The following is a 19,265-nucleotide window of genomic DNA, read 5'->3' as shown; positions in this document are numbered from 1 at the left end:
GAAAGGCTATAACAGCCCTGCGCCCGACACACCGCAAACTCCGACATCGACCCCGAAGTTACGGCTCCGTCACCTAACCGGCCTGGCGCCCCGCCTCGGCGACCCGGGCCAGCAGCAGCGCCTCGGCCAGGCACACCCGGGCGAACTCGCCGAGGTGCAGGCTCTCGTTCGGGCCGTGCGCCCGCGCGTGCGGGTCCTCCACGCCGGTGACCAGGATCGCGGCCTGCGGGAACATCTCCTGGAAGGTGGCGATGAACGGGATGGAGCCGCCGACGCCGATGTCCACCGGGTCGGTGCCGTCCCAGGCGCTGCGGAAGGCGTCCCGGGCGGCGTCGAACATCGGCCCGGAGGCGTCGATGACGCAGGGATCGCCGTCGTGCTCGAAGGTGACCGTCACCTGGGCACCCCACGGGGCGTGCTTCTCCAGGTGGGTGCGGAGCGTCGCGTACGCCCGCTTCGGGTCGTCGCCCGGTGCCAGCCGGACGCTGAGCTTGGCCTTCGCGGACGGGACCAGCGCGTTCGGCGCCTCGCCGGTGGCCGGGGCGTCGACGCCGAGCACCGCCAGGGCGGGCTTGGTCCAGAGCCGGTCGGTGATCCGGCCGGTGCCGAAGAGCGCGGCCCCCTCGACCAGCCCGGCCTCGGCGCGGAACCGGTCCTCCGGGTAGTCGACGACGGCGCCCTCCCGCCCGATGAGGCCCTCGACGGCCACGTCACCGGCGTCGTCGTGCAGGGTGGCCAGCAGCCGGACCAGCGCGGTCAGCGCGTCCGGCACCGCACCGCCGAACATGCCGCTGTGCACCGCGTGATCGAGGGTGCGCACCTCGACGAAGCAGTTGACGATGCCGCGCAGCGAGGTGGTCAGCGCCGGCACGCCGACGTCCCAGTTGGTGGAGTCGGCGATCACGATCACGTCGGAGGCGATCTCGTCGCGGTGCTCGGCGAGCAGCTGCTCCAGCGAGTCGGAGCCGTACTCCTCCTCGCCCTCGATGAAGAGGACCACGCCGACCGGGAGGCGGTCGCCGAAGGCGCGCAGCGCCGCGACGTGCGCCATGATGCCGGCCTTGTCGTCGGCGGCGCCCCGGCCGTAGAGGCGGCCGTCCCGCTCGACCGGCTCGAACGGGTCGGACTCCCACAGCGACAGGTCGCCGACCGGCTGCACGTCGTGATGGGCGTACATCAGGACGGTGGGGGCGCCGGGCGGGGCGGGCTTCGTCCCGATCACCGCCGGCTGGCCGCCGGAGCGCACGATCCGGGTGTCGAGGCCGCAGCCGCGCAGCAGCTCCGCGACCGCCTCGGCGGAGCGCTCGACGTGCGAGTGGTCGAAGCCCTCGAAGGCGATGCCGGGGATGCGGACGAGTCGTTCCAGGTCGGCACGGACACCGGGCAGTTCCCGCTCGACGGCGGCCCGCACCTCGGACTCGGACATGATCGGTGTGGTCATGACCGGCATCGTATTCCGCCCTTACCGCCGGGCACCCTTCGAGGCCGCGTCGGCGCAGCTGTCCGGGTGGCGCACGAGATAGCGCGCGGCGTCGTGCGGCAGCGCCGGCGCGCCGTCCACCACCAGGTCCGCGTGCGCGGCGGTGCGGTCGGCGGCGAAGTGTGCCCGCTCCCCGGCGTGCCAGCGGCGCAGCTCGGGCAGGATCTGCGGGCCGTCGCGGTCCAGCGCCCGGGCCCGCCGCAGCGGCGCCGGGGCGGTGACGAACACCGCCAGGCTCAGCTCCGGCCGGATCGCCGCCCGCGCCGCGCTCACCCCCTCCACCAGCAGCACCGGTGCCACCGGCACCGGCAGCACCCGGGGCAGGAAGCCGCGCCGCACCCAGCTGTAGCGCTGGTACCCGCCGGGTCGCCCGGCCCGCAGCGGCGCCAGCACCCGCTCCTCCAGCCGGGACCAGAAGGTGAACTGGTCGTCCCATCCGTCGAGCAGGTCGTCGGTGTGCACGACCGGTGGTCGCGCGCCGCCGGGCAGCGCGGCGAGGGCGTCCGCGAGGCGGGCGGCGAAGACGCTCTTGCCCGCGCCGCTGGGCCCGTCGACGGCCACCAGCCGGGTACGCCCCAGCCGCGCCGGCCGGGCCAGCAGCCGCCGGGCCACCGTCGCGTACGCCTCGACCACCGCCACCCGCGGCCGGCCGGGCCCCTCGCCGGCGTCCTCGCGCTCCCCCGTCACCCGGCCGACGCTAGCGCCGCCCGGACGGCCGCCGACGCCCGACCCGGTGGCCGCCGGCCCTGGTTCCGTCGGGCAATCGCAGTGTTGTCCCCCGTGAGCCTGGTTCCGTCCCCCGCCCGACCGTTCGCCCGCCGGTCGCTCGTGGTGACCGGCATGATCTGGATGTGCTGCATGACGTGATGAGTCCGGGCGTGGACGCCCTGCTGGAACAGGCCCGTGCCGGGCTGCGCCGGCTGAGTCCGCAGGAGACGGTCGAGGCGGTACGGGCCGGGGCACTGCTGGTCGACATCCGCACCGAGCCGCAGCGCCGCGAGCAGGGTGACCTGCCCGGCGCGATCGTCATCGAGCGGACGGTGCTGGAGTGGCGGCTGGACCCGGCGAGCGAGTGGCGCATCCCCGAGGCGACCGGGTACGACCGGGAGATCGTCGTGGTGTGCCGGCACGGCTACGGCTCCAGCCTGGCGGCGGCGAGCCTGCAGGCGCTGGGGCTGCGCAACGCGACCGACATGATCGGCGGCGTGCAGGCGTGGCGGGAGGCGGGACTGCCGCTCTCCGACGAGCCCGCCGACATCCGCCCCTGAACCCCTTGCCGGCCCGGCAGCGCCGCGCCTGCCTGCCCCGGCCGAACCGGGCCGCGCCTGACTGCCCCCGCCGGGCCGGGCCACGCCTGACCGGACGGCCCGTCGGCGGCGCCGGTCAGGGCGCCGAAGGGGCGCCGGGCGGAATGAAGGGCAGGCCGGCCGGCGGGCCGGTCTCGATCAGCCGCCAGAGCGCGTCGGTGTCGAGGTGTTCGGCGACCAGGTCGCCGAGCAGGTCCAGCGAGCGCTCGCGGGCGGCGGCGAAGGCGGTGTCCGGTGCCACCTGGAAGCCGTGCCGCCCGGCCGTCCGGGCCACCTCGGTGAGGAACCGGCGGCGGAACTCGTCGGACTCGAACGCGCCGTGCCAGTGGGTGCCGTACACGGCCCCGAGCCGCGCGCCCTCGCCCTGGCCGTCGGCGTAGGTCAGCAGCGGGGGCAGGGTCTCCTCAGCGGTGGAGACGTACCCGTGGTGGATCTCGTAGCCGCGCACGGGGACGCCCTCGGCGGCGGTGCCGACGGCCTGCCGGACGGTCTTGCGCCGGTCGAAGGTTATCTCGACGGGCAGCAGGCCCAGCCCGGGGACGCTGCCCCGGCGGCTCTCCACCGGGTCGTGGATCGCCCGGCCGAGCATCTGGAAGCCGCCGCAGATGCCGAGCAGCGGCCGACCGCCGGCGGCGTGCGCGGTGACCGCGTCGGCCAGGCCGGTCTCGCGCAGCCAGGCCAGGTCGGCGACGGTGGACTTGGACCCGGGCAGCACGACGAGGTCGGCGGCGGCCAGCTCGGCGGGCTCGACGGTCAGCCGGACCCGTACGCCGGGCTCGGTGGCGAGCGCCTCGACGTCGGTGGCGTTGCTGATCCGGGGCAGCCGGACCACGGCGACGTCCAGCCAGTCGGTGCCGCGCGGCGCGGCCGGCCGGCCCAGCACCCGCCCGTACGCCAGGGAGTCCTCGGCGTCGAGCCAGAGGTCGAGGTGCCAGGGCAGCACCCCGTACGTGGGGCGGCCGGTGACCCCGTGCAGCATGTCCAGCCCCGGCTGGAGCAGGCCCAGGTCGCCCCGGAACTTGTTGATCACAAAACCGGCGACGAGGGCCTGGTCGGCCGGGTCGAGCAGGGCGAGGGTGCCGAACATCGAGGCGAACACCCCGCCCCGGTCGATGTCCCCGACCACGATCGTGGGCAGGCCGGCGTGGCGGGCCAGCCCCATGTTCACGTAGTCGCCGGCCCGCAGGTTGATCTCGGCCGGGCTGCCGGCGCCCTCGCAGATCACCACGTCGTACGCCTCGCGCAGCTCGGCCAGGGCCGCGTACGCGGTCTCGGCGAGCTTCGGCCGCAGCTCGCGGAAGTTGCCGGCGGTGACGGTGTCGACGGCCTCCCCGAGCAGGACCACCTGGCTGGCCAGGTCGCTGCCGGGCTTGAGCAGGACCGGGTTGAAACGCAGGTCGGGGGCGAGCCCGCAGGCCGCGGCCTGCATCGCCTGGGCGCGGCCGATCTCCCCGCCCCGGCCGTCGGGGCCGACGACCACGGCGGAGTTGTTGGACATGTTCTGCGCCTTGAACGGCGCCACCGCGACCCCCTGGCGGTGCAGCCAGCGGCAGATGCCGGCGGTGAGCACGCTCTTGCCGGCGTCGGAGGTGGTGCCGGCGACCAGCAGCCCGCCGCTCACCGCCCGCTCCCCCGGCCGACGGCAGCCGCAGCGCCGGCAGCAGTCGGGCGTGCCGCCCGGATCCGGGTGACCGCCGAGCCGGTCGGTGCCCCGCCCGGCGTTGCGCCGATCGCCGGAGCAGGCCGGGCCGCGCCGCCGGCGGTCCGCGCCGCCACGGCGGCAGCCAGGCCGCGCAGCCCTCGCCGGCCCACCGCCTGCACCAGCCGCCCGCCCGTCAGCGGCCAGGCGGCGGCGATCCCGAGCGCGGCCAGCCCGACGGCGCCGGAGATCCGGGCGGCCCGCTTGAGGTGCCGCGCCTCGGGGCGGGGGCCGTCGCCGAGGAACGGCCGCACCTCGGAGCGGCCGAAGTACACGTTGCGCCCGCCGAGCCGGACGCCGAGGGCGCCGGCCATCGCGGCCTCGCACTGGCCGGCGTTCGGGCTCGGGTGGTCGGCGCGGTCGCGTCGCCACACGTGCCAGGCGCGGGCCCGGTCGCCGTGCGCCGTCGGCGCGACGGCGATGGTGAGCAGGCCGGTCAGCCGGGCGGGGACGAGATTGAGCACGTCGTCGAGGCGGGCCGACGGGGTGCCGAAGCGGGCGTAGCGCGGCGAGCGGTGGCCGACCATGGCGTCGAGGGTGTTGGCGGCGCGGTAGCCGAGCAGGCCGGGCAGCCCGGCGACCGCTCCCCAGAGCAGCGGGGCGACCACCGCGTCGGAGGTGTTCTCGGCGACCGACTCGACGGTGGCCCGGGCCAGCTCGGACTCGTCGAGCGCGGACGGGTCCCGCCCGCAGAGGTGACCCAGGCGGCGCCGGGCGGCCGGCAGGTCGCCGCCACGCAGGGCGGAGCCCATCACGGCGGCCTCGTGCCGCAGCGTGCGCCCACCCAGCACCGTCCAGGTGCCGGTGGCCACGAGCAGGCCGCGCAGCACCGGGTGCCGCCGGGTCGCCACGGTGGCGGCGGCGCCGAGCAGCACCGGCGCGCCGACGGCGAGCGTGGTGAAGACCGTTCCGGCGGCCCGGTCGGGGCGGTAGACCCGCCGTTCGAGGGCGCCGGCCGCGTGGCCGAAGCCGGCCACCGGATGCCACCGACGCGGGTCGCCGAGCAGGGAGTCCAGGGCGTACCCCGCCACCAGCCCGGCCGCGTTCGCCACGGCGGTCGCCTGACGCACCTCGCACCACCTCCGGCCGGCCAGCCTAGCCGTACGGCGGGGTGGCCGACGCCGCCGCGTCACCACCCCGCCCCCGTCCGTACGCCCCCGTCGGGCCGGAGCCGGAACCACCCCGCAGCTCACCGGCTCCGGCCCGTCGGCTCAGGCGGGCACCGGCACCCGGCCGCGCCCACGTCGGCCCCGCCCGGCCGGCGCGACGGGGCTCTCCTCCGATGCGGCGTCCAGCTCACCCTCCCCGGCCTCCCCGGCGGCCGGATCGCCGTCCCCCGGCACCGGGGCCAGCTCGTCGTCGGCGGCCGGGGTGTCGCCGACCTCCTCGTCGAACGGGTCGGTCAGCCCCTCGAAGCCGGCGCCGGGCAGCTCCGCACCGGCCCGGGACGGGGCGAACCCGGCGAACTCGATGTCGTCGTCGAACGGCCGGTCGTCCGGCGCGGCCGGGGCCTGCTCGTACGGCACCGGCTCGGTCGGCTCGCCCTGCACCCGGACCGCCGCCTCGGCGTCCTCGACGGTGCTGGTGGCCATGGTCGGCTTGTTGCGCAGGAAACGGCCCCGTCCCCGGGACAGGTCGTGCCCGACCGCGATCGCCTCCAGCTCGTAGAGGGTGCGGTGGTTGCCGGCGTCGTCGGTCCAGTCGCGGGTGTAGAGGCGGCCGGCCACCACCACCGGGTCGCCGACCATCACCGAGGCGGCCACCCCCTCGGCCAGCTTGCGCCAGCAGTTGACCCGGACCCGGAGGCTGTTGCCGTCCACCCACCGGCCGCTGTCCCGGTCGAGCCGGCGGGCGGTCGAGGCGACCTTGAAGTTGGCGACCAGGGTGTTGCTCTGCGTGGTGCGGCGCCACTCGGGGGCCGTCAGCACATTACCGACAATTGTGACGTACGTATCGAACATCGTCCCCTCCCAGGGGTTTCCAGGGCCTGCCGTGGCGAGTCGACTCGGTGCCGAGCCTGGCCGGGTGGACGCTGCGGGGCGAGCGGGCGGGCCCCGGGCTGTGGACGACGGGACGGCCTGTGGACAACGACCTGATCAAGGTCTTGATCTGCTAGGGCGTGGCCGGCCAGGGCGGGCCGCACCGGGGGTGACCAGGATCGGAAGGCGGGTTCGCGGCGTGGGAACGACCCGGACTGGGTATGGATTTGATCAACCGAGAGCCAGCACGGCACGAGGTCCGATGGGAGAAAGGTCAGTGACGATGATTCTCAGCCCGCGTACCACCGGCTCCGTCCGCACCGAGCGGGAGGTGCGGCGATGAGCGCGGTGAGCAACCCGGCGACCGTGGCCGAGTGCCTGCGCGTCGGCGCCGGCTTCTCGCAGGGTGACCGGAACTGGATCGTGGAGCAGTTCGCCACCCTGGACGCGCGGCTCGCCGCGTTCCACGCCGACGCCACCGAGCTGGAGGTGTCGGTCAAGGACCGCGAGGCGCGCGGTCAGAAGGTCACCCTGGAGTGCTGGATCGCCGGTCGGCAGAAGATCGTGACCACCTCCAGCGAGGAGGACCTGCGGGCGGCGCTGCACGACGCCCGCGACGACCTGCGCCGGCGGCTCAACGACGCCAAGACGAAGCAGGAGCCGCGGCACAACAAGCACATCCGGGAGATGGGTCAGCCCGGCCCCGACCAGGTGGCCGACGCCGACCTCGACCTCACCCGGGCCGACGCCGAGACGGTTTGAGCGGCGCACCGCCGTCCCCGTCCGACCGGTGCGACCGGACGGGGACGGCAGCGGGGGCTACCGCCCGGTAGCTTCCGGGCGTACCGTCGCCTTCGTGGAACCGGACGTGCTGGGGCCGCCGTACGAGCGGCAGACGATCGACCTGGGCACCGACGACGAGGGGCCGGTGGTCGCCACCCTGGTCCGGCGGCGCGCCGAGCGGCCCACCGGGCGGGCCGTGCTCTACGTGCACGGTTTCGTGGACTACTTCTTCCAGACCCACGTCGCCGACTTCTTCGCCGAGCGCGGCTGGGACTTCTACGCGCTCGACCTGCGCAAGTACGGCCGCAGCCTGCTGCCGCACCAGACCCCGAACTTCTGCCGCGACCTCGGCGACTACTTCCCGGAGCTGGACGCGGCCGCGAAGATCATCCGCGCGGACGACGGGCACGACACCCTGCTCGCCATGGGCCACTCCACCGGTGGCCTGATCCTCTCGCTCTGGGCACACGCCCGACGCGACGCCGGCCTGGTCGACGGGCTCTTCCTGAACAGCCCGTTCTTCGACATCAACGCCCCCTGGGTCATCCGTCGACCCCTCGCGGCCGCCGTCTCCCGGCTGGGCCGCCGCGCGCCGCAGCGCGTCCTCCCCTTCGGCCTCGGCACCGTGTACGGCGAGAGCCTGCACGCCGAGCACCGCGGCGAGTGGACCTACGACCTGACCTGGAAGCCGCTCGCCGGATTCCCCGTCCGGGCCGGCTGGATCACCGCCATCCGCACCGCCCAGCGGCAGCTGCGCGCCGGGCTGGAGATCCCGGTGCCCGTGCTGCTGGCCTGCTCGACCCGCAGCTTCAAGGGCACCAAGTGGCAGGATGCCGCGGCCCTGGCCGATGCCGTCCTGGACGTCGAGCACATGGTCCGCTGGGCGCCCCGGCTCGGCCACCACGTCACCCTGGCCCGCTTCGACGGCGGCATGCACGACCTGACGCTCTCCGGCCCGGCCGTACGCGAAAAGGTCTTCGCCGAGGTCGGGCGGTGGGCCGAGGCGTTCCTCGGCGCGGGCCCGACGGACGCCGGCCCCGCCGCGACGGAACCCGGCGCGACCACGGTCCCGGGCAGCCGGAAGCCGGCCGGGGAGGGCGAGCCCGCGCAAGCGTCGCAGGCCGGCTGACCGCCGCTCAGCCGCCGGTCGGCAGCTCGGCGGTGATCCGGTCGAAGGTGGCCACCGGGTGGCCGCCGTCGCCGGGCAGCACCAGGCCCAGGCAGCGCAGCCCGACCTCACCCGAAGCGTCGGCCCGCACGCCGAACACGGGCGCACCGACGTACCCGGCGGGCAGCTCGCCGGTGATCCGCAGGCCGTCGTCCGCGCGGACCGCCCGCTCGACGGCGACCTCCAGCGGGCGCGAGCCGTCGTCGCGGACACCCAGCGCCAGCACGATGGCGGAGACCGGCTCCGCGCCGATCCCGGCCACGTCGTCCGCGCCGGCCGCGACCGCGTCCGGCACCGATTGGGTACGCCAGCGCCAGCCCTGCCCGGCCGCCCGCTCGTGCAGCTCGCCGGTCGGCAGCACCGCCACTCCGAGGTCGGGCCGGTGTGCCCACCGGTCGGCGAAGTGCGGCAGCACCAGCGCGTCCGGGGCCACCCCGGCCGGCTCGGTGACGCTCGGCCGCAGCCCGACCTCGCCGGCCTCGACCTGGGTCACGACGTCGGCGGTCAGCAGGTACTCCCCCGTCCGGTGCGCGAAGAGGAACGCCGTCCCGGCGGGCCCGTCGTCGGCCGGCCCGGCCGGGCGGATCGGCAGGATGGCCCGCCCCAGGAGCTGGCACAGCTCGTAGGCGACCTCGTTCTCGGCGTCGGGTTCCAGCAGCACGAGACCGAGGGTACGGGGCCTGTCCGGCCGGAACCGGGATGACCGCGGCTGCGGTGGCGTGCGACGCTGATCACCGCGCCGCGCGCGGGCACCCGTTCCCCCGCGGCCCGAGGGTGCGGCGGTACCCTCTTGGCGCGACACGCACGCGCGCGCCCGTAGCTCAGCGGATAGAGCAGGGGACTTCTAATCCCAAGGCCGCAGGTTCGAATCCTGCCGGGCGCACCTTCTCCACCGCAGGTCAGCGGCGTGCCGCTCCCGGTCGAGACGACCACCACGGCCTCCGTAGTGCCACGTCCGGTCCCTGTAATCCGGGTTGATCGGCGTACCGACCTTGGATGGGAGGACCAGGCCATGATCCTGCCATCGCTCCCCCGCCGCCAACCGATCCGCGGCTTGCTGCCGACGGTGCACGCGGAACAGGGCGAGGGTCTGCGCCGACACCGGATCCGTCCGCCGGGACCGCTCATCAATATCGGCGCCTGCCAGGAGAAGGCAACTGCCCGGCGACAGGGCGGGTTCCACCGTCGGACATCAGCTGGCGGACGCGTGTCGCACATCAGCCGACAGAGGACACTGACGCAAGTCCGAGCACTGCCGAATTCCGCTCTGTCAGATCAAGGCGGCCCGCAAAGCGGGCCGCGGCGGCCCGGCCCCGGCCTGCTGGCGACCTCCGGCCGGCATCGGCCGGGCCGGCCGGCCACGCTTGGGGACGACCAGAACCTTGAGGACCTCGGGGCGCTGCCCCGAACCCCGACCCTCCTCAGAGATGCCGGGGCGGATCACCTGGTCGGGCACCACAAGGGCTACCAGCCTCCCCGGACGGGGCCAAGGTCGTTCGGACGTAGGGCGCTCCACCTGGTCCCCGTCCGGGGAGGCTGGACGGTCTACGACTGCCCGACGAGGAGATCCGCCGCTACTGGCACACTCCCCGCATGACCTACGACCTGGCGTCTGAAAAGGCGACCAGCCCGCAGACGATGGTGAGGGCAGGCGCATCTTCAGCCACCGACCGCTTTCCGTACCTCGTACCTATGGGATGACGAGTAGCTTGCCGGTAGTACGCCGAGCCTCCAGATCGCGGTGAGCCTGGGCGACCTCGGCGAGCGGGTAGCGGGCCGTTACGGTGACCTCAAGCGCCTTGGTGCGCACCCATTCAAGCACGTCAGTGGCGCGCCGGAGCAGCTCGGACCGATCGGCGATGAAGTGCCCGAGACTTGGCCGGATCAGGGTCAGCGAACCACCTTGGGCGAGCCGGATGGGGTCAAAGGGCGGCACGGCACCACTCGCGGCGCCGAAGAGCACCAGGTGGCCGCGGGTTCGCAGGCTGGCGAGGCTCGCTTCGAAGGTGTCCCTGCCGACGCCGTCGAAGACGACAGGCAGTCCTTGGCCGCCGTTGAGCCGCTTCACCTCGGCCGTGAGATCGTCCACCGTGGAGTAAAGAATCACCTCGGCGGCCCCGGCGCGCCGCGCTAGCTCGGCCTTCTCCGGTGTCGAGGTCGTGCCGATCACTCTGCCGCCGAGATGGGTGATGAGCTGGGTCAACAGAAGCCCCATGCCGCCGGCAGCAGCGTGCACGAGCACCGTATCGTCTGGCTGGACCGAGTAGGCGTCCTTGACGAGGTAGTGCGCCGTCATGCCCTGCAGCAGCACGGCGGCGGCGGCCTCGAAGTCGACGCCGTCGGGCAGTGGCACGAGCCGGGAGGCGTCCACCACAGCTTGCTCGGCATAGGTGCCGGGAATCTCCACCCAGCCGACCCGGTCTCCCACGGCGACGTCGGCGACGCCTGGTCCAATCTCGACGACCGTGCCTGCGCCCTCAGTGCCCGGGGTGAAGGGCAGCGGGAGGGTGTACCGGCCCTGGCGGTGGTAGACGTCGAGGAAGTTGACGCCGGACGCGGCGACGTCCACGACCGCCTGGCCGGGACCTGCCACCGGTTGATCAACATCGACTAGTCGCAGTGCCTCGGGACCGCCCACTTCGGAAACCTGAATCGCTCGCAAGACCTCTCCTGAAACGGCTCTTCCCGCACGAACTCCGGTTGCGGCGATCCGATTCCCGCTGCGTCGAGGTGTCGTAGCCGTCACATTCAGGTCAGCGGCAGCCGCCCCACTGGTTGTCCGCTGCGGTGATCAGGCTCAGATTGCCGCAGCCGCCCGGCCTCATGCCTCGCTCGCGACGGGGGCACTCCTTGTCGAGCCACCCTGCCCGACAGCAGCGGACGGGCCGACCAGGCGTGCTCCCGACCGACCAGCCATCCGCGATCTTCTTCTAATCCCAAGGCCGCAGATTCGAATCCTGCCGGGCGCACCTCCCCACCACAGGTCAGCGGCTTTCCGCTCCCGGTCGAGACGACCGCACGTGGGCCGACATGCTGCCGTCGCCCGTCGAGCCCACGTTCTGACGCAAGCCCGATGTGATCCGACAACCGATGTGCGGCGCAGCTCCGCCAGGTGACGTACGGCAGGTTCCAGCGGGCTGCGGCGGCCGGTCAGCCACCGACGAAACGCCCTGTCATGCCGATGAGCAGGGATGGTCTCCGGACCGCTCGGCGATGCGGCTGTCCGTGCTTCATCGCGACGAGGCAGCCGGTCAGGCTCAGGCAGAGAACGAACCAATGCCGCCAAGTCGCCGAACACGAGGGGAAGGTCCCTCAGCTCGCTGATCCCGACCCACGCGATGTCGTCATGCTCGTCAGGTGCACGGTTGGTCGGAGAGCCATCCCGGTCTCCGATGTGCCAGACGCCCACGCGAACGGCGTCCTCACCACTGCCGGCATGCAAGTAGCCCAACCGTGAAGAGGACTCCGCCACGATGTGAACACCGAGCTCCTCGCGCATCTCACGCGCAAGGGCTTGTAGTTCCGACTCACCCGCTTCGACATGCCCCCCGGGCAGATCCCAGAGATCTGGGTACGCCCGGCGGATCGGACTGCGGTGTACCAGCAGGACCGCTCCGTTCTCAACGAGTGCGCCTGTGACGACGACATGCATGGCGGAATGAGAGCACGGGGATACGACAAGCTCGCTCCGACCAAAGGGGGACGCGCAGACGGCCGGATCTGCCGCCTAGCGCGCCGCGGACGAGCGTCGCGTATCAGTCGACGGAGGACACTGGATCTGCGGCAGAGATGGGGGAAGCCCGTCCAGACGTTTCGGTGGTGGGGGGTTGCACGGGTCGGGGACGATCTGGCACGCCTGGGCGATTTCTCCTTCGCGGACAAGCCCGTCGATCGCCTCGATCATCGCGGTGATGCCTGCCCGGGGCGTGATGACCAGGTCCGTGGACCAGAAGTACCGTCCGCCAGCGGCTTCCCCGGTCCGTGTCCACCGGCGGAGTGCTGCATCGATCGCTTGGAGGGTCATGACGGTCGCGTAGTAGGTAGGGCCTCCGGTGACGGTCACGTAGATGTCTTGGTCCTGAAGTCGTTCCAGGTCACTGCTCGGGTCGGCGGAAAAGCGTGCAACGAAGCGCTCACGTTCGACGACGAGGAAGGGGCCGTCTTGGGTGATCTTCATGGTGTGCCTCGCTCGGTGCATCGATGTCGCAGAAGCAACTCGATCCTCGCAATGAGCAGGTCTTCCATACCATCGACATCGGCCGTGATCTTCGACCTTTCGCCGACCCTGGACGGGTCTACCATCGCCACCGTGCAGGACGACGACAGCAGCGGGTACGTCTGGCGCGAGGAGGCGGCGAAGAGGCGGCGACCTGCGCAGGATGCCGAGGCGCTCGGTCGGCTGATCGAGCACGACCAGGACCCGGCCGAGGTGTCCTACCACGAGGCGTTCGCAGATCCAGATGCTCAGGCGCTGGACGATGCGCAGCGCTCCTACGCGGGGCAGTACCTCCGGCGGTTGCGGCGGCTTCGCGAGCGCGACAGGCACCGGCGGACAGGCTGAGCACGGGGGCGTCACCCGACCAGCCATCAGCGATCTGCAGTGCGGCCGGGGCGGATCACCTCAGGTAACTTGCTCCTGCCACCAGTGGCTTGGGGGTCACATGACTGCACCAGAGGACTCCGCGTTCGAGCTTCGCCTGCGGGAGCTGACGACCGCCCTGGAGGAAGTCGCAGATCTCCTACGGGACAACGAGCCTAAGTTCTGGGCAGGGTGGGTCAGGCAGATTCTCGCCCGCCTCAAGCGGTACGACGCCGGCGCCTTGGATCAGCTGCTCGCCGGCTATCGAGGAGGGATGGGCAGCTTCCAGGATCTCGTGCTCGGAGCGCCGAGCTCCGTCGTCCTTAGACCGATGGGAGCGCGAGGGCTTGGTCATGGGGACGCTCAATGCGCCTCGTCTCCGTTGCGGATGCGGGTCTTGAACTCGGGACACTCGACGAGTGGCGTGTGGGTGCACGTGGCGGCGTGCCGGAGGCTGTCTCGCATCCGGGTGAGACGGTCGATGTCCTGGTCCAGCGCGTGCGCCTTCGCCGCCATCCGCTCGCGCAACTCGGCGTCGCCGGGGCTCGCGACGAGGAACACCGCGATCTGCGCCAGGGTGAACCCGGCGGCCTGTGCGCAACTGATGAGAGCGATCCGGTCGACGACGTCCGGGCTGAACGTTCGGCGCAGGCCATTGCGGCCGCTGGACCGGATCAGTCCACGCCGTTCGTAGAACCTCAGCGCCGACGCCGTCATCCCGGTCCGCTCGGCGACCTCGGCGATGTCCAACGCTGCCGTGAGCGGCACGTGGAAGCTCCTCTCCCCGACGACCTTGACTTGAACCACGGTACAAGTCAGAGGCTTTCCGAGCACGTTCCCGTGTTCTCGGATCGGAGACCCCGCACCATGCCACTACACCCACAGGCCCAGGCCCACCTCGATCGACTCGCCGCCGTCAACTTCGCCGGCCTGCACACCGCCTCACCGGAGCAGGCCCGCGCCGGAGCCCGCCGCCTGACCGCGGCATCGGTCCGCGAACCGGAACAGGTCGCCGACGTACGCGACCAGGTAGCCGCGACCGACGCAGGCGAGATACCCGTTCGCGTCTACCGCCCGCTCGGCGTCCCGACCGACGATCGAACGCTGCCCGTGGTGGTGTTCTTCCACGGCGGCGGCTACGTCCTGGGCGACCTGGACTCCCATGACGGCCTCGCCCGCGCCCTCGCCAACGGCTCACACAGTGTCGTCGTGTCGGTCGACTACCCCCTGGCGCCCGAGCACAGGTTCCCCGCCCCGATCGACGCCGGCTACGCCGCCACCAGATGGGCTGCTGACCACGCCACCGAGCTCGGCGTCGACCCCGCGCGGCTCGCCGTCGCCGGTGACAGCGCCGGCGGCAACCTCGCCGCCGCCGTCACCCTGAAGGCACGCGCCGCCGGACGGCCGCACATCGCATTCCAGCTGCTCATCTATCCGGACCTCGACTTCCGGCGCAGCGACCATTCGATCACCGAGCTCGCCGGAAAACACGGCAACATCACCCGCGAGGCCCAGGAGTGGTTCATGAACCACTACCTCAGCTCCACGGACGAGAGGCTCAACCCTCTCGTGTCCCCGCTGCTCGAACCGGACCTGACCCGACTCCCAGCAGCCTTCATCATCACCGCCGAGTACGACGCCCTGCGCGACGAGGGCGAAGACTACGGCCGGCGCCTGGCCGCCGCCGGCGTACCGGTCACCGTCAAGCGCTACGACGGCATGATCCACGAATTCCTGCGCCACCCGTTCGACGACGCAAGAACCGCCGTCGACGACGCCACCGCCGCCCTCAGACACGCCCTCGACCGCAACGACACCCTCAAGACGTAGCCCGGCAGCCGTTCGTGCCGCCACGTCATCCGAATGGGTCCTTCGCGGCCTCGCGCACAACCGCCCCCTGCTACCAGGTCGGCAGGTTCTCTCCCTGCTCAGGGGCACGGAGGGACGGGCGATCAGCACGAAAGCGCCTAGACACGGTCAGGATCGGGCGCTTCACCCAAAGTGCTCAAGCCGCCTGCTTTACCGCACCAGTACCCCATAGGTCTCAAAACCCGGAAAACCTTCCGATACGGCATGAGCCGCCCTAACGTTTCGGGTGGCTCGCCTCCAGAGCCGACCCGAAGGGAGTGAGGGATCATGTCGATGAGGTTTCTGACCAAGATCGCCGGCGGAGTGGCGCTGGGTGGCGCCGCCCTGCTGCTCGGTGCGCCCGCCGCCGCGCTCGCCGCGCCCGACGACACACCCAAGGAGCCCAAGGCCAAGAGCCAGGGGCAAGTGACGAAGAGCCAGGGGAAGACGTCGAAGAAGAAGCCAGACGACAAGGTCGAGACGTTCAGCCTGCGCGACAAGGAGGGCAACGGCGTCACCTGTGCGACCAACAAGCAGATCAACAAGCTGAACGTCCAAAACATCATCAGTGACAACACCATCACCGACAGCGTCGTCGTGTTCAACCAGGCCGCAGCCGGCGCGGCGGCGAACACGTCCGGCCAGACCCTCATCGTCTGCATCCGCGACCTCGACGTGGAAGTGGATGTGGAGACCGACCTCCTGGCCGACCTTCTCCGGATGGTCGAGGCCGGCATCGGCGGAGTCGCCGCGCCGGCAGGCCAGCGGGCCGGCACCCTCCCCTCGGCGGGCGGCGCGTACGCGGGTCCGGAGGGGGCCTGGGCGCTGCCGAAGACGGGCGGCGTCGCGGCCGGTGACGGTGGCGCGTTCTCCGACACGAACACCGGTGCTCTGACGGCGACCGGTGCCGGCATGTTGGGCGCGGCCGCGATCGGTGGCATCGCGCTGCTGCGTCGGCGGTCCACCAATGGCACCCGCGCCTGAAGTGACCAGAGGTGCCAGCGGCCGCCACGGTTTTCCGTGGCGTGCCGCGGGCCTCGCCCTGGTCGTCCTTCTCACCCTCACCGGTGGAGGATTGATCGGGCTCGCGGCCATGGCTCCTGAGCCGGTCCGGCCACCACAGCCGGACTCCGCCGCCGCACCGCCGTTCCTGCTCGCACCGGTGGCGGGGGAAACCAGCACACCGGAACCGGTCCCGAGCACGGCCGGCGCCTCGCCGGCCGCCGGCCAGACGGGCGATGCCGGGGGCGGTCCCGTCGCCGGTCGCGAGTCCGCCGCGACCGGTCCGTCTCCTGCACCGGCAGGGGCCGGGATGCCGCGCTCGCAACCCACCCGCATCTCGATCCCGCGGATCGGCGTCGACGCACCGACGGCTCCGCTCGGGCTGGACCGCAACCAGCAGATCGCGGTCCCGCCGCTGCAGCAGGCCGACACGGTCGGGTGGTACAAGCTGGGACCCAGCCCCGGCGAGGCCGGCACTGCGGTGGTGGTGGGCCACGTCGACTCCCGCGCCACCGGTCGGGCGGTCTTCTTCCGGCTGGGTGCGCTCCAGCCGAAAGACACCATCGAGGTGCTTCGCAAGGACGGCAAGAAGGTCCGATTCACCGTCGACGGGGTGGTCCGCTACCCGAAGAAGAAGTTCCCGTCCGCGCTGGTCTACGGCCACACCGGCAAGGCACAGCTCCGCTTGATCACCTGTGGTGGCGCCTACGACAAGGCGGCGAAGTCGTACAAGGACAACATCGTGGTGTTCGCGAGCCTGACCACGGGCCGCGCCGCCTGAGGGCGCTTGCCACGAGAAGGACGACCCAGAACAAGGCCAACGGCCCGCCACGGGAGAACCGTGGCGGGCCGTTGGCGCTCGGCCGGCTCAGACGAGGGTGCGGCGGGATACCCTACGCTCGCCAGACCCGGGCATGTCCCGGGCCGCAGGCGCCCCCGGCTAGCGAGCCGATGGGGCGTCAGTCTTCGATCTCGAGGTCCAATTCCACGTCCCCGACACAGAAGACGTCCTGCACCGCGCCGGCGTTCGTCACGTCGGCGGTGGCCTCCTGTTCGACCTCCACCTCGCTGTCCTCGACGTCGTTGCCGACGATGAAGTTGCCGACGAACACCTCGTTGTCCTGGACGAGGTTGCCGCAGACGACGCCACCGCGGTCCCGGTCCTTGGAGTCGTCGTACCCGTACTCGTCCGACGCGAACGCGGCGGCGGGCGTACCGAGCAGCAGCGCGGCGCTCCCCAGCGCCACCCCACCAGCGAGCCTGGCCAGAAACTTCTTCGACACGTCCCTCACTCCCTCCACTGGTTGGCTCAGGAAGTCGAGCCACGACAAACGTTAGGAACACTCATGTTCGTTTGAGAGGGTTTCCGGGTTTTTGGGCCAAGCATGCTTCCAGATGATATGTCTAGTTGTTCATGAGTTCGGGCGGTCCGACGGGCGTTGTCTCGTCTGAGCGAACCTGTACCGCCTGAACCGAACCGCGGCATCCGGAAGACACCTCGAACCGGTACGTCCCGCGCCGCTGATCACCCAGCGGAAACCGACCACCCGGACCGGCTACCGCGAGATCGCCGTACGGGACGGCGAGGCGCCGCGTCCGATCGCCGATCTTGACCAGGGCTCGGCTGCCGTCGACAACCGCCCGAGCCATCGGCAGGTTCGACGGACCGTGGTGGCCCGGTGGAACGCCGGAACCGCGAGCGCCTGACTGACGAACAAGTCAGGAGCACCAGCGCTCGAAGTGGATCCGGACTGGAAGTTCGCGGAGCAACTCGGTGCCGGCGGCCACAGTGGATGCAGGTCTACGTCGCAGACACGACGTGGCCGGGCGCCGCGTGTCGCATGATCCAGGTGGGCAGGGGCTCCGTGATGGCGCGCACCACCTCCCAGCCGGCGCGGCCGTACACCTCGACGTTGTCGGGGTTGCTCGTCTCCAAGATCGCCGGCAGGCCGTCCGCGGCGGCACGGAGCAGCCCGACCCGCATGACGGCGTGGCCCCACCGGCGGCCGGCGTACTGCGGATGGGTACCCAGGACGCCGAGGTACCAGTAGGGAGCGGCCGGCAGCGCGGCGTGCACGGCCTCGTCGTAGGCGTGGACGCGAGCCAGTGCGTCGGCGGGGAGTTGAGCGGCCAGGCCGTCGTCCGGCCACTCGCCCTGCATCGCCGGAGGCTCCCAGATCGCGACCGACGCACCGCCCTCGATCGTCCAGATCGTTCCCATCTGGACCCGCTTGTCGAAGAGGCGCCCGAAGAAGGCGGCGGCGTACCGCGGGTAGCTCGCCTCGTCGGGGAACAGGTGCCGCAGGACGGAATCCTTGGTGAACGCGGCGACCAGCGAGCCGATGACCCGTTCACGGTCCTTCGCGGTGGCGACGGTGATCTCAGGCGCGGTCACAGCCTCCGACCGTAGCGCAGGCCGGCCGCACGCACACCCGGCCGATCAGACCCGAACACGGCTGCCCGTCCAGGACGCCGGTGCCATATGCTGCGCCCGTCGTCACGGGGACACGGGGAGAATCAGATGCGAAGCCAGGGCAGGGCGGCGGTCACGGCTGCGCTGATCACGATGGTGCTGACGGGTTGCGGCGCGCCGGCCGGCACCGACGCGGACCTGACCGACGAGTGGCGGCCGATGGCAGCGGCGCAGCAGTTCAGCCCGCAGGCCGGCGAGTGCCACCTGATCCCCAATCCGTCCGCGTACCTCACCAGCTACGCCCCGGTGGACTGCGCCAGGACCCACCTGGTGGAGACCTTCCACGTCGGCACCTTCACCGGCGCCCTGGCCGCGCGGCCCATTCCGCCCAAGGTGGAGTCGTCCGCCATGCGCACCGCCTTCGCCGACTGCGACAAGCAGGCCAAGCAGTTCGTGGGCGGCGACTGGCGGGACGCCCGCCTGTCGGTGCAGGTCGCGCCGGTCTCGCCGGCCGGCTGGACGGGCGGCAGCCGCTGGTACCGCTGCGACATCTTCGAGGTGGACGAGGTGGACGGCGCCAACGGCGACAACGACCGTGCGATCGGCCGGGCCGGCACGCTGCGCGACGCGGTGGGCAGTCGCTCCCCACTGCGGCACGGCTGCCTGAACGAGGACGACTGGGGTCGGCTGCGCCCGGCCGGCTGCACCACCGCGCACCAGTTCGAGTACGTCGGCATCTGGACCGCCCCGGACCGCTCCTACCAGGCCACCGGCCGGGATGCGAAGACCATCCACGCCGGCTGCCGCGCGGTCGTGGCCCGGTACGCCAAGGTGCCGGTCGACGGCAACCTGCGGTACCGCACCGGCACCTCGTACCGGCTGCCGTCGCCTCAGCTGTGGGCGCGCGGTGACCGGGGTGTGCGCTGCTACTACTGGTCCAGTGGCCGCAAGGTCACCCGGTCGATCGCCGGCGGCGGGCCGAACGTGCTGCCGGTCAACTGAGCCGC

The 19,265-nt window shown here is 72.2% G+C and carries 19 protein-coding genes, 1 tRNA gene and 2 pseudogenes; 10 read left to right on the top strand and 12 right to left on the bottom strand.

What is annotated here, in order from left to right:
• Window positions 1-73 precede the first annotated feature (73 nt).
• The gene (locus tag ACSNN7_RS02670; RefSeq protein ID WP_436678952.1) at window positions 74-1,426 is read right to left on the bottom strand and encodes a dipeptidase; all 1,353 of its coding nucleotides are present in this window, start codon (window positions 1,424-1,426) and stop codon (window positions 74-76) included.
• 36 nt (window positions 1,427-1,462) lie between these two features.
• Window positions 1,463-2,167 (bottom strand): uridine kinase family protein, encoded by a 705-nt coding sequence (locus tag ACSNN7_RS02665; protein WP_436678892.1) that lies wholly within the window; start codon window positions 2,165-2,167, stop codon window positions 1,463-1,465.
• A 179-nt stretch (window positions 2,168-2,346) separates the two neighbouring features.
• On the opposite strand from ACSNN7_RS02665, the gene ACSNN7_RS02660 reads away from it, so the two are divergent.
• Window positions 2,347-2,748 (top strand): rhodanese-like domain-containing protein, encoded by a 402-nt coding sequence (locus tag ACSNN7_RS02660; protein WP_436678951.1) that lies wholly within the window; start codon window positions 2,347-2,349, stop codon window positions 2,746-2,748.
• A gap of 117 nt (window positions 2,749-2,865) precedes the next feature.
• Here the strand turns inward: ACSNN7_RS02660 and ACSNN7_RS02655 are convergent.
• The 3 genes and pseudogenes from ACSNN7_RS02655 to ssb all read right to left on the bottom strand — a co-directional run.
• Window positions 2,866-4,408 (bottom strand): annotated as a pseudogene (locus ACSNN7_RS02655) (cobyric acid synthase); the annotation flags it as partial.
• Entirely contained in the window at window positions 4,405-5,556 is a 1,152-nt protein-coding gene (locus tag ACSNN7_RS02650) for a cobalamin biosynthesis protein (RefSeq protein WP_436678890.1), read from the bottom strand. The pseudogene ACSNN7_RS02655 and the gene ACSNN7_RS02650, both read right to left, overlap by 4 nt.
• Before the next feature lie 141 nt (window positions 5,557-5,697).
• Window positions 5,698-6,447: a single-stranded DNA-binding protein gene (ssb, locus tag ACSNN7_RS02645; protein ID WP_436678889.1), complete on the bottom strand. Its 750-nt coding sequence runs from the start codon at window positions 6,445-6,447 to the stop codon at window positions 5,698-5,700.
• 357 nt (window positions 6,448-6,804) lie between these two features.
• Here ssb and ACSNN7_RS02640 point away from each other — a divergent pair, with 357 nt between their 5' ends.
• Both ACSNN7_RS02640 and ACSNN7_RS02635 read left to right on the top strand, forming a co-directional pair.
• Window positions 6,805-7,227: an HPF/RaiA family ribosome-associated protein gene (locus ACSNN7_RS02640; protein ID WP_436678888.1), complete on the top strand. Its 423-nt coding sequence runs from the start codon at window positions 6,805-6,807 to the stop codon at window positions 7,225-7,227.
• A 94-nt stretch (window positions 7,228-7,321) separates the two neighbouring features.
• Entirely contained in the window at window positions 7,322-8,377 is a 1,056-nt protein-coding gene (locus tag ACSNN7_RS02635) for an alpha/beta hydrolase (protein ID WP_436678887.1), read from the top strand.
• A 7-nt stretch (window positions 8,378-8,384) separates the two neighbouring features.
• Here ACSNN7_RS02635 and ACSNN7_RS02630 read toward each other — a convergent pair whose 3' ends face one another.
• Complete coding sequence (locus ACSNN7_RS02630; protein WP_436678886.1) at window positions 8,385-9,077, bottom strand: hypothetical protein; 693 nt, start codon at window positions 9,075-9,077, stop codon at window positions 8,385-8,387.
• A gap of 149 nt (window positions 9,078-9,226) precedes the next feature.
• Here ACSNN7_RS02630 and ACSNN7_RS02625 point away from each other — a divergent pair.
• Window positions 9,227-9,299 (top strand) — tRNA-Arg (locus tag ACSNN7_RS02625).
• Between the two features lie 807 nt (window positions 9,300-10,106).
• On the opposite strand, the gene ACSNN7_RS02620 is transcribed toward ACSNN7_RS02625, so the two are convergent.
• The 3 genes from ACSNN7_RS02620 to ACSNN7_RS02610 form a co-directional block, all read right to left on the bottom strand.
• Window positions 10,107-11,078, bottom strand: coding sequence for a quinone oxidoreductase family protein (locus ACSNN7_RS02620; protein WP_436678885.1), 972 nt, complete (start codon window positions 11,076-11,078; stop codon window positions 10,107-10,109).
• Window positions 11,079-11,237: 159 nt separating this feature from the next.
• Complete coding sequence (locus ACSNN7_RS02615; protein WP_436678884.1) at window positions 11,238-12,068, bottom strand: NUDIX domain-containing protein; 831 nt, start codon at window positions 12,066-12,068, stop codon at window positions 11,238-11,240.
• Window positions 12,069-12,143: 75 nt separating this feature from the next.
• Window positions 12,144-12,593: a hypothetical protein gene (locus ACSNN7_RS02610; RefSeq protein ID WP_436678883.1), complete on the bottom strand. Its 450-nt coding sequence runs from the start codon at window positions 12,591-12,593 to the stop codon at window positions 12,144-12,146.
• Between the two features lie 84 nt (window positions 12,594-12,677).
• Between ACSNN7_RS02610 and ACSNN7_RS02605 the strand changes: the two genes are divergently transcribed.
• Window positions 12,678-12,977, top strand: a complete 300-nt coding sequence (locus ACSNN7_RS02605; RefSeq protein WP_436678881.1) for a hypothetical protein — start codon at window positions 12,678-12,680, stop codon at window positions 12,975-12,977.
• A pseudogene (locus ACSNN7_RS02600) lies at window positions 12,877-13,287 on the top strand (DUF6966 domain-containing protein); the annotation flags it as partial. The gene ACSNN7_RS02605 and the pseudogene ACSNN7_RS02600, both read left to right, overlap by 101 nt.
• A 71-nt stretch (window positions 13,288-13,358) precedes the next feature.
• Here the strand turns inward: ACSNN7_RS02600 and ACSNN7_RS02595 are convergent.
• Window positions 13,359-13,763, bottom strand: a complete 405-nt coding sequence (locus ACSNN7_RS02595; RefSeq protein ID WP_436678880.1) for a MerR family transcriptional regulator — start codon at window positions 13,761-13,763, stop codon at window positions 13,359-13,361.
• On the opposite strand from ACSNN7_RS02595, the gene ACSNN7_RS02590 reads away from it, so the two are divergent.
• The 3 genes from ACSNN7_RS02590 to ACSNN7_RS02580 all read left to right on the top strand — a co-directional run bounded on the left by ACSNN7_RS02590 (window position 13,764) and on the right by ACSNN7_RS02580 (window position 16,626).
• Window positions 13,764-14,825 carry an alpha/beta hydrolase fold domain-containing protein gene (locus tag ACSNN7_RS02590; RefSeq protein WP_436678879.1) on the top strand — a complete coding sequence of 354 codons (1,062 nt, stop codon included), beginning with the start codon at window positions 13,764-13,766 and terminating at the stop codon, window positions 14,823-14,825. It abuts the gene before it with no gap.
• A 312-nt stretch (window positions 14,826-15,137) separates the two neighbouring features.
• Entirely contained in the window at window positions 15,138-15,827 is a 690-nt protein-coding gene (locus ACSNN7_RS02585; RefSeq protein WP_436678878.1) for a hypothetical protein, read from the top strand.
• A gap of 328 nt (window positions 15,828-16,155) precedes the next feature.
• Complete coding sequence (locus ACSNN7_RS02580) at window positions 16,156-16,626, top strand: class F sortase (RefSeq protein ID WP_436678877.1); 471 nt, start codon at window positions 16,156-16,158, stop codon at window positions 16,624-16,626.
• 178 nt (window positions 16,627-16,804) lie between these two features.
• Here ACSNN7_RS02580 and ACSNN7_RS02575 read toward each other — a convergent pair whose 3' ends face one another.
• Both ACSNN7_RS02575 and ACSNN7_RS02570 read right to left on the bottom strand, forming a co-directional pair.
• Window positions 16,805-17,128: a hypothetical protein gene (locus ACSNN7_RS02575; RefSeq protein ID WP_436678876.1), complete on the bottom strand. Its 324-nt coding sequence runs from the start codon at window positions 17,126-17,128 to the stop codon at window positions 16,805-16,807.
• 518 nt (window positions 17,129-17,646) lie between these two features.
• The gene (locus ACSNN7_RS02570; RefSeq protein WP_436678875.1) at window positions 17,647-18,240 is read right to left on the bottom strand and encodes an N-acetyltransferase; all 594 of its coding nucleotides are present in this window, start codon (window positions 18,238-18,240) and stop codon (window positions 17,647-17,649) included.
• 126 nt (window positions 18,241-18,366) lie between these two features.
• Between ACSNN7_RS02570 and ACSNN7_RS02565 the strand changes: the two genes are divergently transcribed.
• A complete protein-coding gene (locus ACSNN7_RS02565; protein ID WP_436678874.1) occupies window positions 18,367-19,260 on the top strand; it encodes a septum formation family protein in 894 nt (297 codons plus the stop codon).
• The last annotated feature ends 5 nt before the right edge of the window (window positions 19,261-19,265 follow it).

The sequence above is a fragment of the Micromonospora sp. URMC 105 genome, from assembly GCF_051386295.1.
Classification (GTDB): Bacteria; Actinomycetota; Actinomycetes; order Mycobacteriales; family Micromonosporaceae; genus Micromonospora.
This window is presented reverse-complemented; position numbering and strand designations above follow the sequence as displayed.